We start from the raw sequence: 16,955 nt of genomic DNA, 5'->3' as shown, positions 1-16,955 counted from the left end.
TTTTTGTTAGAAGGTAAAAGTTACATCGGAAAAATAGATGATTTTTTTATTGAGTTCTATTCGTAGTTATTTTCGCTACGCTTCTTGTATTCACGAATTAAACTAAATCTTCACCGAAGAATAAGCCGATTTCGCGCTCTGCAGAAGCAAGAGAGTCAGAACCGTGGATGATGTTGTGAGAAACAGTTGTTGCGTAGTCACCACGGATTGTACCTGGGTTAGATTCTTCAGGTTTTGTTGCACCCATCATTGTACGAGCAAGCTTGATTACGTTCTCGCCTTCCCATACCATAGCGAATACAGGACCAGAAGTGATGAAATCAACTAATTCACCGAAGAATGGACGCTCAGCATGCTCAGCATAGTGCTTTTCTGCTAATTCTTTAGGAATTACCATTAATTTAGCACCTTTCATTACAAAACCGCGACGTTCGAAACGATCAACGATGTCTCCAATTACTTGACGTTCAACGCCGTCAGGCTTAACCATTAAAAAAGTTTGTTCAATTGCCATGTTTAAAACACTCCTTAAATTCGTCTAACAGGTTTTACACCTACCGATAAATATTAACAAAAAATGAGCTTTTGTACAACAAAAAGCTAGAATTTGCGCTTACCCATGAACAATGCTACATCACGTAATTTTTTCTTAACGGGATGTTTTGGTAAAGCATCAATTTCCTGTAAGGCTTTTTTCAAATATTTATCACTCATACGATTAGCTTGCTCAATTGCATGGGATTTACGCACATATTGCAACATATTTTGACGTTCCGATTCTGTTAACGTGCCTGCAAACACTTTAACTAAGTATGGTTGCATCTCGGGATCATCTTTCAATAATAAAATCGGTAAAGTAATATTCCCCTGTAGTAAGTCACTACCTGCCGGCTTCCCTAGTTCTTTATCGGTTGCCATAATATCTAAAACATCATCGATAATTTGAAAGCTCATGCCTACAAAGTAGCCGAAGCGCTTTAAATGCCGAACTGTTTTACTATCAACCCCCGCTGCCACAGCTCCTAGCTCACAGCTTGAGGAAATAAGTAATGCTGTTTTGCGTTTGATTCTTCTAAAATAATCTTTTAAACCTTGATCTAATCTAAATTTATCTTCAATTTGAATGACTTCACCGTTACAAATCTCCACCATCGTACGGGCTAAAATTTGATGTACAAGTGGGTCTTCTAACTTTGTTATATATTCCAGCGCACGTGCGAAAATAAAATCGCCTGTGTACATTGCTACCCTGTTATTCCACTGTGATTTGACAGTCGGGCGCCCTCTTCGCATATTGGAGTCGTCAATGACATCATCATGTACAAGCGATGCCATATGAATGAGTTCTAAAGGTACTGCTACATCCTTCATCTTCTCAATGTCATAATCACCAAATTTTGCGCCTAGTAACACAAAAATTGGTCTTATCCGTTTGCCACCAGCTTGTAATAAATGGAGAGAAGCATCGTTGATCAAATATGAAGACGAGTCCACCGCTTTTTCTAACTCTTGTTCAATGATTTCGATATCTGATTTCAAATCGGAATAGAGTAGTTTTAACTTCATTTTTTCCACGTGTGAAAACCTTCCCCCATTAACGTATCTTTTTAAAGCCCATATGCATTGCCGCAGCCCCGCCACTGTATGCTTTGTACGTTACTTTTTCTAATCCTGCCTGCTCAAACAATGCCGCTAACCTTTTCATACCTGGGAAATCATTCGCAGATTCTTGAAGCCAAGAATACTCCTTATAGCTTTTCGCAAATATTTTACCAAATATCGGCATTATATATTTAAAATAAAAACGGAACAACTGACGATAACCAGGAATTTCAGATTGAGATGTTTCTAAACAAACCACCATTCCACCTGGTTTAACAACACGATGCATTTCCTTCAAAACTTGTAAATAATCAGGTACATTGCGAAGACCAAAGCCGATTGTCACATAATCAAACGTATCATCTGGAAAAGGCAACTCCATCGCATTTCCATGAACTAGTTCAATTTGTGGGTATGGCTCTACCTTTTTTTCGCCAACTTTCAGCATGTTTTGACTAAAGTCTAGCCCTTTTACTTCTCCACTTTCACCAACAGCCTCTGCCAATGCGATTGTCCAGTCTGCGGTGCCACAGCATACATCAAGTGCTTTTGATCCAGGTTTTACAGCCATGTGCTTCATCGTATCGTTACGCCAGCCAACATGCATCTGGAAACTAATTACACCATTCATTTTATCGTAGTTTTCCGAAATACTTTCAAATACTTCGTGAACGTGTTCTTCTTTCGTTTTAGCCATTTTGAAAAACCTCTCTTATCCGTTAGTAGAAGCAATGGATGCCTCTACATGTGCATGTAAAGCTTGTTTGATATCACTTTGTAAAAAGGATGCCTGATTAATGATCTGTGATAGCTCTGTTTTTAAATGCACAATTTTCCCTTGGATGACGCTATTAAAGGTTGCGCCATTACGTCTGACACTTTCTTCTAGTGCCTTACCCATTAAAGACATTTGCCCACGTTGATAAGCTGTCCATTCTTTTTCTAAACGCAAGATTAATAAGCTTTTTTCTATAAGTGGTATATATTCACCGAAAGAATAAAGATCAAAAAATTGAGCAATTAACCCTGATTCTATCGTACTCATCGACGTATACCACTGTTCCATTGTTCGTTGTTTATTTTCATAAACTTTAATTTGGTTTTCACATCGTGCCACAATACCTTGTGACAAGTTTCGAATCAATGCGACATTCCCTGACATTGCTAATATTTCATAATAACGACCACTATAAAAATCCCCAGCTAAAACGGTAAGCTGCTGTTCTTTTGATGTTGCGTCTAATTCTTTTATATGATCGTGAGCCGCTAATGCTGCGTACACTATGCCAACAGTAATTGCAGCCTCTTGTTGCTCTTGTTGCCACTCTTCACCATTCAAAAACGGGATTAACAAATAAAACAGTTGATTTTCATCTAGCACAGGTACACCTGTGTATTTTTGCAAAGTTCTATGACGAACATCCATGAAAATCTCTGTTTTTAACTGTGCAATTGAATTTTGAATGTATGTTGCATTCATAGACCTTACTCCATTTCACTTTCAGATACGTTAGCCCTGTACAAGGCTAAACGCTTGCTTACTGAGTCATTATAGCATACGCAACGATGCGGAATAAAAAAAATTTGCTTTCTTCATAGCACAGGCAGTAAAGCTCTCCCAAAATTGAATGTTGGAATGCTAACTGCCCATAGACCTTATACTCAGTTTTTCACATCTAGTGTTTTTATATGTGCTGTAGAACGTTGAACAGCATTAAAACCTATCGTCAGAAACAAAGTCTCTTATTTTTTCGCTTCGCTATTAATCACGCCATGTGCTGTATGAATTTGCGCTTTACCGCGTATTTTCATGGCAGATGTGTGTTCTGTAAATTGAGCAATCATTACTTCGCCGGCATCTAATTTCTCTGAATGATGGAATTTCGTATCTGTTCCACGTGTTAATCCAATGACATGTACACCATCTTCTTCTGCTTGAATAACAATATAATCTTGTGACATCTTTGTACACTCCTTAAATCCGACAAATTCTTAGTTCATCATAACATAATTAGACACGCAATTTAAGACATTTGAATAAATGACAGCACTTCTCTACGTTTCACTTCATCTTCCTCATAAATACCACGTGCAACAGATGTCACCGTTTTGGAACCAGGTTTTTTCAATCCACGCATTGTCATACACATATGCTCTGCCTCGATCACAACATAAACACCTTTTGGCGAAAGCATCTCCATAATTGTGTCCGCTACTGAAGAGGTAATACGCTCTTGTAGTTGTGGTCTGCGGGCAATCGTCTCCACTGCACGTCCTAACTTACTCAGTCCTGCAACAACGCCGTCATTTGGTATGTATGCAACATGTGCTTTGCCATAGAAAGGTACTAGATGATGCTCACACATCGAATAAAAAGGTATATCTTTGACAAGCACCAGTTCTTCATGATCTTCATGAAACACCGTTTTAAAGTAATCTTTAGCATCCTCATGCAAGCCGCTGAACATTTCTGCATACATTTTTGCTACACGCTTCGGCGTATCCAATAAACCTTCACGATTAACATCTTCACCTACCGCTTCTAAAATCATTTTTACCGCTTCCTCTATTTTCAATAAATCAATATTCGACATCAAAAAAACCTCCTGCATATCAAAACATTACACATTTCCCTATGCATCGTAGCACATCCAAAAGGTAAGCGCAAAATGACTTACCTGATTCATCAGAAATTCGCTTCTAGATAAGCAAATCACTGTATATTATTATGTAAAATACAAATTTTGAAGCTAAAAAGAGCAGCCTTCATGTTCGTTAACATGAAGACTGCTCTATGTAACTACTAGACGTGTATTATTTTACCGCGTCTTTAAGCGCTTTACCTGGTTTGAAAGCAGGCACCTTGCTAGCAGCGATTTCGATTTCTTTACCAGTTTGTGGGTTACGACCTTTACGAGCCGCACGTTCACGTACTTCAAAGTTACCAAAACCAATTAATTGTACTTTGTCACCCTTTGCAAGAGCATCTTGAATTGTATCAAATACAGCTTCAACTGCTTTAGAAGCGTCTTTCTTAGAAAGACCTGCAGCTTCAGCAACAGAGTTTACTAATTCTGTTTTATTCACACCATTCACCTCCTCTCAAAGGGTCATGAACCAATTCTGTAAAAAGAGTAACACATAGAAAACCGCTACGCAACTGTATTCATACATGATTATAACCAAAAAATCAGTTTTTCACCCAAAAAACAAAAATAAAAGGACTTTTCGCATAAAAACGAAAAGCCCTGCGTATATTTTTTGCATTTTTTCTGAATTTTATTACTATAAAATAAATGTTACTAAACCACGATCCCCTTCATTAACCATACGTTCAATCGTCTGACGCATACGTTTTTTAGCAGTATGTGGAACTGCATCCATTTTATAGCGAATCCCCTCTTTTAATACTTCGTGCAATGGTGTGCCAAATAATTGTGTATTCCATAAGGCATCACGATCATGTAAATAAGCATGATTTAAATCTTTTAAAAGTTGCTGACTATGGAACTCTGAGCCAATTAACGGTGCAAATTCTGACTCCATATCAACCCGGATAATATGATAGGATGGTGCTTTTGCCTTCATTCGTACACCAAAGAAATTATTCTGTTTAATGAGCTCTGGGGCTGTTGGCTCAAATTCCTGCATCATTGGCAATGTCACCCCATATCCTGTCGTATCAGCATCGTGAATAGCACTTTTAAAGCGTTTTTGGGCCTCTTTTGCCTCTGCCGCCTCTTTGATAAAGAGTAACCAATCTTTTTTCGTTTCAATTGGTTCTTCTAGCCATTCATTACAAACTGATTTATACAATTCACCCTGTAGGGATACACGGATTACAGCTGTTCCTACACCTGCATCTACATGAACAACCTCACTTTGGTCAATAAAGTCAATCGCTTTGAAGGCATCTGACGCCTGTTGCACATCTCGAATTTTCATCACAGAAGATAGGACTTCCTCCATCGAATCAATCAATGCAACATTTAATGGATGTGTAGCATCTAATACATCCAGCCAGTCTGGTTTTTCCACTTCAATGGTACGAATTGGGAATTCAAATAACGCCTCTTGTAAAATATATTGAATATCCGCTTCTCTCATTTGATCAATGGACATCGCAATAACAGGTACATTGTAACGTTCAAACAATTCATTGCGAAGCTGAACCGTTTCTTCTCTCGCAGGCATTTGGCAATTGAGTAAGATGACAAATGGTTTGCCGATTTCTTTTAATTGCTCTACAATTTCCTCTTCTGCCTTCTCTGCTGCTCGTCGACTGATTCCGTTCACTGTACCATCAGTTGTTACGACAATACCAATATTCGCATGATCGCGAATCACCTTATCTGTGCCAATTTTAGCGGCTTCCTGAAATGGAATTGGCTCCGTATGCCAAGGAGTATGAACAAATTTAGGTCCATTTTCATCTTCATAGCCTTTTGTCCCATCAATAATATAACCCACACAATCTGCTAATCGAATTTGAAATGGCATTTCATCGTCACCGACCACAATACGGGTTGCTTGGGCAGGCACAAACTTCGGCTCAGCAGTCATAATGACTGGCCCCGGAGAACTTTGTGGCAACTCATCTTGTGCTCGCATTCTTTCCGTTTCATCCACAATGTTTGGTAACACGACTGATTCCATTACCTTTTTTACAAATGTTGATTTACCTACACGTACTGGACCGACAACACCAATATAAACATCGCCATTTGTGCGCTCTGCAATTTCTCTAAATACTGCTTCACTCAAGGTTTCTGCCTCCTTTATCTACGCTTTTTCACTATATGCGAGCCTGTAGACAAATATGAAAAAGCCCCTCACAAATGTAAGGAGCTTGTTTGCTATTTTTCTTTTTTCTCGGCGGCTTCTGCCTCTTGTTTTTGTTGTTCTTTCGCCTTTCTGACATCCGCATTATATGTTTTCATATCATAGATAGGCTCTCCATTCTCGTCCACTGTATAGGGAATAGAATAGGCAGGGACCACTGGAAATTTGTCGACAAGCAGTTGGCGAATATCATCGCCTGGCTTTACATTTGGCTTATCTTCTTTTAATAGCTGTCCTAAATCCACAGCATAGTCTACATGTAATTCACCATCACCAGTCATGAAAAGTGGTAACTCGACGCCAGAATAGGGACTTTTTACAGTTACCTCTGTTTTATAACCCAAATCTTTATAGTTGATCTGATAAACATTATCTGAAATTGACCCTTTTATTGGTAAATACTGTGTAGATAGTTTACGAATACCTATTTCACGTATACGCTCTGCCGCATTTAAATCTACTAATTTGACGGTTGCCTCATTTTCAGGGTCCCAAATGATATATTGATATATACCACCTTTTTCATAGGCATTTCCAGGGATTGTCGCCAAATACTTCGGCATAAGTTTTTCAAAATCGATTAAATATTTGATATAGATATCCGTATCTAGCTCGCTATTTTTAATTGGTACTAGTCCACCTGTTGCTTCACGATATTCATCCACGGCACGTTGAACTGCAGCTAGTTGATCGACATCAGGTGTGACCTTAGCCCTTTTTTCGTCTTCTGGGTACGCACATCCTACTAACAGTATGGCGGTTGCAAATACCAACAGCAAAGCACTTAGTTTTTTCATGTTACTGACACCTCATTATTTTTTATGCTGGCCAAGTGGCAACTACAAGTACCATTAAAAATGTGCCAAGTCCAAACAGTATGTATGCACATAAATTTACGACTGTTCGTAAAAATACATTTGAAATCTTATTTCGCGCTAAATAAATTAAGCCGACTGATATAATCATAAATGCGATGCAATAAAACGACACCCACATTACATCAAGCGCAGGCATATGAGCTAACGGGCCCATTTCAAAAAACCACCTTTCTTTGAATGTCAAGACACAATCAAAGTATATTATACTATGTGCTTTTGCTAAAAAGAAATAGTTGTCCTATAACTATCAAGAAATGGACAACTCTTTTAGCATGTATTTCTATTCAACTAGTGGCACACAATAAGGCGTCTCAACAGATTCGTTGAGACACCTTATTTATGTCCATTTTATGACAAGTCTAATCAAAAAATTAATATTAATGCTTCATATCGTCTATTTCTCGTTTTTTCATACGCATCATTAAGGCATCTACTGCCACTTTCGGTTCAACATCATTAAATAGCACACTATAGAGCTCTGTGGAAATCGGCATGGCGACACCATATTTCTCTGCTAATTGATAGGCTGCCTTCGTAGTACGGACACCTTCAACGACCATGCCCATTTGATCCAGCACTTCTTGTAGCTTCATACCTTGCCCTAACATATTTCCTGCACGCCAGTTCCGCGAGTGAACACTTGTACAGGTTACAATTAAATCCCCCATACCTGTAAGCCCTGAGAACGTAAATGGATTACCGCCCATTTTTACACCTAACCGTGAAATTTCTGCAAGACCTCGCGTGATAAGTGCCGCTTTCGCATTGTCTCCATAATTTAAGCCATCAGTAATACCTGCCGCTAAAGCGATAACGTTTTTCAACGCTCCTCCTATTTCCACACCAATGATATCTTCATTTGTATAGACGCGAAAGAACTGATTCATAAATAAATCCTGTACCTTTTCAGCAGCATCAATATTGGCACAAGCTGCCGTAACCGTAGTAGGATGATGCAGCACCACTTCTTCTGCATGACTTGGCCCAGAAAGAACAACAATTTCTTCCACATACATAGCTGGTAAGCTCTCTGCTAAAATTTCAGATATTCGTTTTAATGAGTCAGGCTCAATTCCTTTCGAAACATGGACAAACAACACTTTTTTTGTTAATTCAGCCGTTAGTTTCTCGCATACTTCACGAATCGCTTTGGTTGGAACAGCCACAACAATGGTTTCTGCATGAGTAGCTACCTTCGCCATATCACTCGTCGCATGTAAATTTACAGGTAGAATGGTTTCTGGTAAATATTTTTTATTCGTATGCAGTTGATTGATTTCTTCTGCCTGCTCAGCTCTATGTGTCCATACAAGCGTATCATGTCCATTTTCCGCTAGTACCATTGCCAGTGCAGTACCCCATGAGCCTGCCCCTAACACACAAACTTTTTCCATAACAAAATCCTCCCTTTGCTGGGTTGTCTATTAAGTAAGTTCTTTCTTGTAAAAAGACGCCACCCAACAATAATGTCGGGTTGGCGTATTGTATGTGTATAGCTATTGCCTTAAGCACGCGCACGTGTAATTAAACGAATTGGCGTCCCTTCAAAGTCAAATGTTTCGCGAATACGATTTTCTAAGAAGCGTTCGTATGAGAAATGCATAAGCTCAGGTTCATTCACAAAAATAACGAATGTTGGTGGCTTAATCGCTACCTGAGTAGCATAGTAAATACGTAAACGACGACCTTTATCTGTCGGTGCAGGATTACGAGCCACTGAGTCCTCAATCACTTCATTTAAAATAGAGGACTGAATACGCATCGCATGATTCTCGCTGACACGTTGGATAATCGGTAAAATTTGATGCACACGCTGTTTTGTATTCGCCGATACAAAAATAATTGGGGCATAATCTAAAAATAGGAAATGCTCACGAATTTGCTGTGTAAAGACATTCATTGTTTTTTCATCTTTTTCAATGGCATCCCATTTATTCACAACAATGATCACAGCTTTTCCAGCCTCATGTGCATAGCCAGCGATTTTTTTATCTTGCTCCTGAATACCTTCTTCTGCATTCAGCACTACTAAAACAACGTCTGAGCGTTCAATAGCACGTAGCGCACGTAACACAGAATATTTCTCGGTTGTTTCATAGATCTTTCCTTTTTTACGCATACCCGCCGTATCAATAATGACATATTCCTGTCCATCATATGCATAAGGCGTATCAATCGCATCACGTGTTGTCCCTGCAATATTACTAACTATAACACGTTCTTGCCCTAGGAAAGCATTCACTAAAGAGGATTTTCCAACATTCGGACGACCAATTAAAGAGAATTTAATGACATCATCACCATATTGCTCTTCATCTTCTTTCGGGAAATGTTTTGCACATTCGTCCAATAAATCCCCTAAACCTAAACCGTGGGAACCTGAGATTGGCCAAGGTTCACCGAAGCCAAGTGCATAAAAATCATAAATCATTTCACGCATATCAGGATTATCAATTTTATTAACCGCTAATACGACTGGTTTTTTTGTTTTGTATAGAATTTTAGCAACTTGCTCATCTGCTGCTGTTACCCCTTCACGACCATTTGTCATGAAAATAATAACGTCCGCTTCATCAATGGCAATTTCAGCTTGTTGACGAATCTGTTCTAAAAACGGCTCGTCCCCTATTTCAATGCCACCTGTATCAATAATATTAAAATCGTGTGTTAACCACTCTGCCGAACTATAAATACGGTCCCGTGTTACGCCTGGGATATCCTCCACAATCGAAACGCGTTCTCCAACGATACGATTAAAAATCGTCGACTTACCTACGTTCGGACGACCTACGATGGCTACTACTGGTTTCGTCATCTGTACTTCATCCTTCCAACTTCTTGTCTTTCGCTATTATACACGAAAAATGCCATTATATCATATCATATCCATAATGTAGAATGCTATGTATGGTGATAAACGGTGTTACCTCATTTTTTAAGCGTGCTATCAGATGTCATAAAGATTTTATCGCCTTTTTAATTAACTATCCTTTATTTTGAAAATCTTACCCGCTGCTGCTAAAATCTTATCCTTTAATTCAAATATTTCACATTTCTTAGTCGCTATCCTTCACTTTAAGATTCTTATCCGCTACTTTTAGAGTTTTATCCTTCATTTCAATGATTTTATCCATTTCTTAATTGCTATCCTTCACTTTAGAATTCTTATCCGCTACTTTTAAAGTTGTATCTTTCATTTCAAAGATTCTATCCTCTTTATAATTGCTATCCTTCACTTTAGGATTCTTATCTGCTACTTTTAGAGTTTTATCCTTCATTTCAAAGATTTTATCCTCTTCTTAAAATCCTTCACTTTCATAATCCTATCAACCACAAAAATAGCGAGGATACATTTATGCATCCTCGCTGTATACATTATTTAAAGTTTTTTAGTTTATCGCCAATGACATCACCGAATGAGAAGCCTGTATTCTCTTCAGGTAATTCATAGTCGATTACTTCTTCTGCTTCTGGATTTTCTAGTAATTCTTTAATACTTAGGGCTAGACGGCCTTCGTCAGCATTGACATCAAGGACCTTCACCTGTACTTCTTGTCCCTCTTTCAATGCTTCATGAGGCGTGTTAATGTGCTTATGCGCAATTTGCGATATATGCACTAAACCCTCCACGCCTGGGAATACTTCCACAAATGCGCCAAATGAAGTAAGTCGCTTCACTCTACCGTCTAAAATAGTGCCTTTTGCGGCACGTTCTTCAATATTGGACCATGGTCCAGGAATAGTTTCCTTAATAGATAAAGAAATTCGTTCATTTTCTGGGTCCACTGATAGAACTTTTACTTTTACATCTTGTCCTTCAGCTAAAACCTCACTCACATCACTCACATGCTCATGTGATACTTGCGAGATGTGTACAAGACCGTCAATACCACCTAGGTCGATAAATGCACCAAATGACGCGAGACGCTGTACTTTACCATCCAATACATCGCCAGCTTTTATTTGATTAATCACATTTTTCTTTTGTGAAGCTTTCTCTGCTTCAACCACTGCTCGATGAGATAAAATAAGGCGATTCTTATCCTTATCAAGCTCAACAATTTTAAAGCTTAATGTTTGCCCTTTATAGCCTTCAAAATCATCAACGAAATAGTCCTCTACAAGCGATGCTGGTACAAAGCCACGTACACCTAAATCTACGACAAGACCACCTTTAACAATATCCTTTACTTCCGCTTCAAAAATTTCCTCAGCGGCAAATTGCTGCTCCAGTGTATCCCATGCTTTTAAAGCATCCACTTTACGTTTTGATAGGACAAAGTTTTCTTCTTCAACCTTTGTAATCATCAACTCTAATTCATCTCCAACTGAGATGACATCAGACGCTTTCTCAATGTGTAAGCTTGATAATTCACTAATCGGTACAATACCATCAAACGGTGCACCTGGAATTGATACAGATACTGCCTTTTCATCAACTTGCGCGGCAATGCCTTTGACGATATCACCCTCGTTAAACGTTTGTTCTGCATAGTTCATTTCTTCAGACATATGTAACCCTCCTTCGCATCTTCCCTTACTATTTTATTCGATATTGAAGACAAAGACAAAAATAAATCCTTTAAATTCAAAAAATGTCTGAAATTTTAGGATTTATAGCATTTTTTCTTCTGCTAATTTTAAAATAGCTTGTGCTGCATCATCAATGGACAATGCTGTTGTATCTAAAAAGATCGCATCTTCAGCTTGAATCAGTGGCGATGCTTCACGCTCGCTATCCTTTTTATCACGTAGTGCAATTTCTTCCTGAAGTTTTTCAAGAGAGGAGTCAATTCCTCTTTTTTGATTATCAATCAAGCGTCGTCTAGCACGCTCCTCTACTGTTGCAGACATGAAAATCTTTAGTTCTGCATCCTTTAAGACATGTGTAGCAATATCGCGGCCATCCATGACAACACCACCATTAGCTGCAAGTTTTTGCTGTTGGGCAACTAATAGTTCACGAACCTTCGCATGGGCAGCTACTTGTGAGACTGATGAAGTGACCTCGTTAGAGCGTATTTCCGCTGACACATTGTGACCATCTAAAAAAACAAGCTGTCCCTGAGGTGACGGTTTTAATTCAATTGTGCTTACTTCAAGCATCTCTGCTAATTTTGCTTCATCATCTAAATGTATGTTTTGTTGCATCGCTTTATACGTAACTGCTCGATACATTGCGCCTGTGTCAATGTATGTAAAGCCAAGTGCTTCAGCAACAATTTTCGCGATTGTACTTTTGCCAGCACCAGCAGGCCCATCTATCGCAATTTGAATGTTTTTCTTCATATTCTTCCCTACTTTCTGCACCTCTTATTGTATCATATAACCTCAAAAAAGCCCTCTACTAGGAGAGGGCTTCATCAAAATATTCATAAAGGAAATTAAACATTAAAAGGGTTCATTTCTTTACGACGATTGACTAATTGACGTTCAAAGCAAAAACGGACGATATGCTGTTGATCGACGTCATCTGTATCTGTTAGTTGGATTGTTGCAATGCGTTTATCCTCTTTTTCAAAAATACGTACGATCAGCGCTTCTGTAATGACATACTTGACATCTCCATTGGCAAATGGCAATACAATGGTTAGTTTTACTTCATCACCCTCAGTGAAAGCTACTTGACCTTTCAACATGACAGCTAGGCCTCCTGCACTAATATCCACAGTCACAAGTTGATATTTATAGTCTTTCAACTGAATAGCAACGTCTACTTGTGTCTCTACACGAACATATTCTCGTCGCTGAATTTTTATAAACTCCTCTGGTGTTGGACAATGCAACATAATCATTGGTATATTACCTGCTTTACGGCCAACTACCTCTGTATTAAAGGCAAAGGATTGCTTATCCTCAGTACGAAAAGTTGCTCTAAATTCTGAGCCATCTATTAAAAATGCCGTTTTCTTTGTTACCATATTAACCGGATAATCAATATAAAGAATATTATCTTTTTGCTCTACAACTTTACAGCGGAATTTCTCCAACCGTTCTGTATAAGTTGGTTCAAGTTGTAATTGTGTACCAATTTTTATTTCCATGAGCATCTCCCCGTGCGAAAAATATAGTTTAATTATCTCATGAGAAGCTTATTTTGGCTATAAAAATTGGTAGTATTTTCATGTCAAGTTCATACAGAGCGGAGGCATCATTGATTAAGTTAGATATTCCACTTTTAATACATTATGGTTTTCCGCATCAATTACAATTCTAAATGTTTCCTGCGTATTACCATCACGCAATGCAATGACCTCATAGCAAAGACGTTGTTCAAATTGTCCATTATCTGTGTAGATATTTTTTACCTCTTGTACTTGAATATCGTCTTGGAAGAACGTTTTCCAATCAATCGGCTTAGCTGTTTGCTTTTTAATATTTTCTTCTTGAATATATTCCATTGCATTTGCACCTAACAGCTCACCTGTATCTTTCGCTACTTTCAATTGAACACCATCAGCGTAGATTAACGCATTATCTCCAGGATGGACACGAGCAAATGTCACATGCCAAGCTTGATGATTTTCGCGTGATTCCACATAGGCTACATCTTTCATGCCTAATTTCTTCACATATTCCTGCGCTTTTTTCATAACTTCCTCTTGTGATAACTTGGCTTCATCCACAGGACGTTCTACTAAATAGGATAATAAATGTCCACCCTTTTCTGTTAGATCAACATACCCTAATCGAATCCCTTGGTGGAATTGGATATGATAAAAAGGATATGGTGCTGTATCACTACTTTTTGTAACTGTAAATGTAGCATCTTTAATGACTGGGAATAAGTATTTCACTTTTTCTAGTGCTTCTTTTTCGGTAATAACCGCATCCTGTAATGCCTTTAACTCAATTTTTTTCTGCCAATCAGATTCAGATAAAGTTAACGGGAAATCCTTTTCGCCGTAGCCCTTTAATGTATCTTTTACAGTATCAAATTGGCTATTTGGATTTTTATTGTCCACTTGCTGTAGCCAAACATCCATTTTTCCATCATGCTTATAGAAATCGACGGTTGCAGCTGTCCATTCATCGGAAAGAGATTGTAAATTTGTTGAAACCTGGGGCATTTTTTCACGCCAAGCTTCATAATCCCCTGTTTTCGCTGTCCTTTTTGCTTCATCGCCAAGTCGACCTAGATAGTTCATCCATTCGCTTGATAGCTCTTGTCCTATTGGAATATTCGCAATAGAAGAACGAACTTCTGAGCTTAAACGCCAAACCGAATCTAGTTCATTGTGAATCGCCTGCTCATCTTGAAACAACAGGGATTGTGATACCGAGCGTTGAAGATGGGAAAGTTTTTCAGATGCATCCGTTAACTTATCTGTATATTGTGCTAGCACGGTACGTTGTAAATCTTCTTTATCTCCATGCAAATCAATGCTGTAAGCCCCTAACCCAATAACGGCAATCGTTAAGACCACGAGCCAAGTTTTCATCTAGGTTCCTCCTTTCTATGAACAGAAAATATGCTCTCCAATTTGTTTGATTTGTGGACGTGACCAAATCCATTTGCTCGTTGCAGTTTTTGGATTGAAATAATACAATGCATTTTCTGAAGGGTCCCAGCCGTTCATGGCATCAATAACCGCTTCTTTTGCTCGCTCATTTGGCTCAAGCCAAATTTGTCCATCTGCAACGGCCGTAAATGCTAACGGTTGGAAAATGATCCCTGAAATAGTATTCGGGAAATCTGGGCTTTCCAAACGATTCAAAATAACTGCAGCAACTGCTACTTGTCCTTCATATGGTTCTCCCCTTGCCTCTCCATATACCGCATTCGCCATTAGTTGTAAATCACGCTCTGTATATTTGGGAGGAACTTGTGTCTGTGTTCCATTATTATTACTACTTCCACTACTATTGCTAGTGCCACCACTAGTATTCTTTTTCACTTGCTGATCAAGTGGCTTCCCACCATAATAAGTAAATTGATTCCCTGCATTTAATTGAGCTTTCACCCATTTTTCATCATAATCTGAATTGCCCGTTAATGCTTTCTTTGTCTTAGCGCCTGCAATTCCGTCTACTGGTAACCCATAATTTTCTTGGAAATTACGTAAAGCCCAGTATGTGTTGTAGCCAAATTTTCCATCAATTTTACTCTTATAAAAACCTAAGTATTGTAGCCTCGCTTGCAATTCAACGACATCATCTCCATAGGCACCCCGAGTAATTTGCTGATCGCTAAATGCATTGGCATCATTTTGAGGAATCGCAATTATACTAATTCCTAATATCAAAGCAAAAAGTATGCTTACTAAACGCACTTTTATCACTCCTTTTTTATAGCTTGAAACAAAAGGAGTAATTTATACATGATAAAAATGAAATAAAGCGTAGAAATCTTTGACGATTTCTACGCTTTATATTTTCTTTTGCATATGCAAATGCTGCACCAGATGATAATGTGCAAGCTTCACTTTGCGCAAGCCAAACCACCATAAAAACAACATAAAAGGAATCATTAAATAAACCCAGTGACCTTTGAATGATAATATTGTATTGTATAGAATGTGAAGTACGACTGGTGCACAAAGCGCCATAGCAATCATTTCTTTTGTCTTAACAAGTTTCGAAAACTTAGCCCGTCCATAATAATAGCCCATTACGACACCGAACAAAGCATGACTTGATACTGGTAATAAGGCTCGCATAAATGCCGTGTCTAAGCCAAATGAAAGTAGATAAAGAACATTTTCAATCGTAGCAAAGCCGAGCGAAATGCTTGCCCCATACAATATACCATCGTAAGGGTCATCAAATTCTATATGATTATAGATGGCAATTAATAGCACAAACCATTTAAAAAATTCTTCAATGACACTTGAAAATAGTACGTCTTGAAGATAAAGATATCGAAAAACCCCTTCCTCTGTTAATACATACTGTAAAAACATGATTGGGAACGTTAAAAATGCGCCGTATAAAAACGTTTGTAGTAAAGTTCTTCTTGGCTCCGTAGCCATCTGATTGCGCAAATAGAAATAACTAAAAAGCGCTAGACCGGGAGCAATGGCAGCAGATAATAAAATGATCATGATGCCGGCTCCTTTCAACAATAGACTGCTATTATTATACCATGTAATGACAAAAAAACTTTTTAAAAGGAGATTTATTTTTTATGAAAAAAACAATTTTATTAATTCATACTGGCGGCACAATCTCCATGGCAATGAGTGCTGAAGGAGCGGTCATGCCAAATAAGGAAAATCCTCTAATGATGGAAAGTAATAAACTCGCTTCACTAGCAAGCATTATAGAAATAGAAGCTTTTAACCTTCCTTCTCCACATATTACGCCGAAAGAGATGCTTTTATTGCGTAACTTGATTTTGGAACAAATTGACGCACAGCCAATTGACGGCGTGGTCATCACACATGGTACAGATACATTGGAAGAAACCGCCTATTTCTTAGAGCTAACAACGAATTTAGCCATTCCTATTGTGCTAACAGGAGCTATGCGTTCATCTAACGAACTTGGAGCAGATGGGATTTATAATTTAGTGGAGGCAGTCCGAGTAGCTGTTGATGAAGAAGCACGTGATAAAGGTGTGCTTGTTGTGATGAATGATGAGGTTCATCTTGCTGTAAATACAACAAAAACAAGCACATTGAATGTTTTATT

The 16,955-nt window shown here is 38.3% G+C and carries 19 protein-coding genes and 1 pseudogene; 1 reads left to right on the top strand and 19 read right to left on the bottom strand.

What is annotated here, in order from left to right:
- Window positions 1-97 precede the first annotated feature (97 nt).
- The 19 genes from ndk to prsW all read right to left on the bottom strand — a co-directional run bounded on the left by ndk (window position 98) and on the right by prsW (window position 16,366).
- Window positions 98-514 (bottom strand): nucleoside-diphosphate kinase, encoded by a 417-nt coding sequence (ndk, locus tag NP781_RS05205; protein WP_004232627.1) that lies wholly within the window; start codon window positions 512-514, stop codon window positions 98-100.
- Window positions 515-600: 86 nt separating this feature from the next.
- On the bottom strand, window positions 601-1,575 hold the full coding sequence (gene hepT, locus NP781_RS05200) for a heptaprenyl diphosphate synthase component II (RefSeq protein ID WP_221680600.1): 975 nt from the start codon (window positions 1,573-1,575) through the stop codon (window positions 601-603).
- Between the two features lie 19 nt (window positions 1,576-1,594).
- Window positions 1,595-2,299 carry a demethylmenaquinone methyltransferase gene (locus tag NP781_RS05195; RefSeq protein ID WP_004232623.1) on the bottom strand — a complete coding sequence of 235 codons (705 nt, stop codon included), beginning with the start codon at window positions 2,297-2,299 and terminating at the stop codon, window positions 1,595-1,597.
- A 15-nt stretch (window positions 2,300-2,314) separates the two neighbouring features.
- Window positions 2,315-3,082, bottom strand: a complete 768-nt coding sequence (locus tag NP781_RS05190) for a heptaprenyl diphosphate synthase component 1 (protein WP_221680599.1) — start codon at window positions 3,080-3,082, stop codon at window positions 2,315-2,317.
- A gap of 263 nt (window positions 3,083-3,345) precedes the next feature.
- Window positions 3,346-3,564 (bottom strand): trp RNA-binding attenuation protein MtrB, encoded by a 219-nt coding sequence (mtrB, locus tag NP781_RS05185; protein ID WP_004232621.1) that lies wholly within the window; start codon window positions 3,562-3,564, stop codon window positions 3,346-3,348.
- A gap of 62 nt (window positions 3,565-3,626) precedes the next feature.
- A complete protein-coding gene (folE, locus tag NP781_RS05180; RefSeq protein ID WP_009370809.1) occupies window positions 3,627-4,196 on the bottom strand; it encodes a GTP cyclohydrolase I FolE in 570 nt (189 codons plus the stop codon).
- 220 nt (window positions 4,197-4,416) lie between these two features.
- On the bottom strand, window positions 4,417-4,689 hold the full coding sequence (locus NP781_RS05175; protein WP_004232618.1) for an HU family DNA-binding protein: 273 nt from the start codon (window positions 4,687-4,689) through the stop codon (window positions 4,417-4,419).
- A gap of 198 nt (window positions 4,690-4,887) precedes the next feature.
- Entirely contained in the window at window positions 4,888-6,366 is a 1,479-nt protein-coding gene (gene spoIVA / locus NP781_RS05170) for a stage IV sporulation protein A (RefSeq protein ID WP_004232609.1), read from the bottom strand.
- A gap of 92 nt (window positions 6,367-6,458) precedes the next feature.
- The gene (locus NP781_RS05165) at window positions 6,459-7,241 is read right to left on the bottom strand and encodes a YphF family lipoprotein (RefSeq protein ID WP_257521631.1); all 783 of its coding nucleotides are present in this window, start codon (window positions 7,239-7,241) and stop codon (window positions 6,459-6,461) included.
- 22 nt (window positions 7,242-7,263) lie between these two features.
- Entirely contained in the window at window positions 7,264-7,476 is a 213-nt protein-coding gene (locus NP781_RS05160; protein ID WP_004232605.1) for a DUF2768 domain-containing protein, read from the bottom strand.
- Window positions 7,477-7,699: 223 nt separating this feature from the next.
- Window positions 7,700-8,716: an NAD(P)H-dependent glycerol-3-phosphate dehydrogenase gene (locus NP781_RS05155; RefSeq protein WP_009370805.1), complete on the bottom strand. Its 1,017-nt coding sequence runs from the start codon at window positions 8,714-8,716 to the stop codon at window positions 7,700-7,702.
- Window positions 8,717-8,826: 110 nt separating this feature from the next.
- Window positions 8,827-10,137 (bottom strand): ribosome biogenesis GTPase Der, encoded by a 1,311-nt coding sequence (gene der, locus NP781_RS05150; protein ID WP_004232601.1) that lies wholly within the window; start codon window positions 10,135-10,137, stop codon window positions 8,827-8,829.
- Between the two features lie 322 nt (window positions 10,138-10,459).
- On the bottom strand, window positions 10,460-10,600 hold the full coding sequence (locus tag NP781_RS05145; protein ID WP_257521630.1) for a hypothetical protein: 141 nt from the start codon (window positions 10,598-10,600) through the stop codon (window positions 10,460-10,462).
- A 97-nt stretch (window positions 10,601-10,697) separates the two neighbouring features.
- Window positions 10,698-11,834 carry a 30S ribosomal protein S1 gene (rpsA, locus tag NP781_RS05140; RefSeq protein WP_048389803.1) on the bottom strand — a complete coding sequence of 379 codons (1,137 nt, stop codon included), beginning with the start codon at window positions 11,832-11,834 and terminating at the stop codon, window positions 10,698-10,700.
- Between the two features lie 102 nt (window positions 11,835-11,936).
- The gene (gene cmk / locus NP781_RS05135; protein WP_004232599.1) at window positions 11,937-12,611 is read right to left on the bottom strand and encodes a (d)CMP kinase; all 675 of its coding nucleotides are present in this window, start codon (window positions 12,609-12,611) and stop codon (window positions 11,937-11,939) included.
- Between the two features lie 95 nt (window positions 12,612-12,706).
- The gene (locus tag NP781_RS05130) at window positions 12,707-13,366 is read right to left on the bottom strand and encodes a flagellar brake protein (RefSeq protein WP_066037612.1); all 660 of its coding nucleotides are present in this window, start codon (window positions 13,364-13,366) and stop codon (window positions 12,707-12,709) included.
- Window positions 13,367-13,480: 114 nt separating this feature from the next.
- Window positions 13,481-14,764: a PepSY1/2 domain-containing protein gene (locus NP781_RS05125; RefSeq protein WP_004232596.1), complete on the bottom strand. Its 1,284-nt coding sequence runs from the start codon at window positions 14,762-14,764 to the stop codon at window positions 13,481-13,483.
- Between the two features lie 15 nt (window positions 14,765-14,779).
- Entirely contained in the window at window positions 14,780-15,595 is an 816-nt protein-coding gene (gene sleB, locus NP781_RS05120) for a spore cortex-lytic enzyme (RefSeq protein WP_004232594.1), read from the bottom strand.
- Window positions 15,596-15,691: 96 nt separating this feature from the next.
- Window positions 15,692-16,366: a glutamic-type intramembrane protease PrsW gene (gene prsW / locus NP781_RS05115; RefSeq protein ID WP_004232588.1), complete on the bottom strand. Its 675-nt coding sequence runs from the start codon at window positions 16,364-16,366 to the stop codon at window positions 15,692-15,694.
- 83 nt (window positions 16,367-16,449) lie between these two features.
- On the opposite strand from prsW, the pseudogene NP781_RS05110 reads away from it, so the two are divergent.
- Window positions 16,450-16,950: pseudogene (locus NP781_RS05110) on the top strand (asparaginase domain-containing protein); the annotation flags it as partial.
- Between the last annotated feature and the right edge of the window lie 5 nt (window positions 16,951-16,955).

Origin of the sequence: Lysinibacillus sp. FN11, assembly GCF_024628845.1 — a bacterium.
Lineage (GTDB): Bacteria > Bacillota > Bacilli > Bacillales_A > Planococcaceae > Lysinibacillus > Lysinibacillus capsici.
The sequence above is the reverse complement of the archived record's forward strand: the minus strand, read 5'-3'. Positions and strand labels throughout refer to the sequence as shown.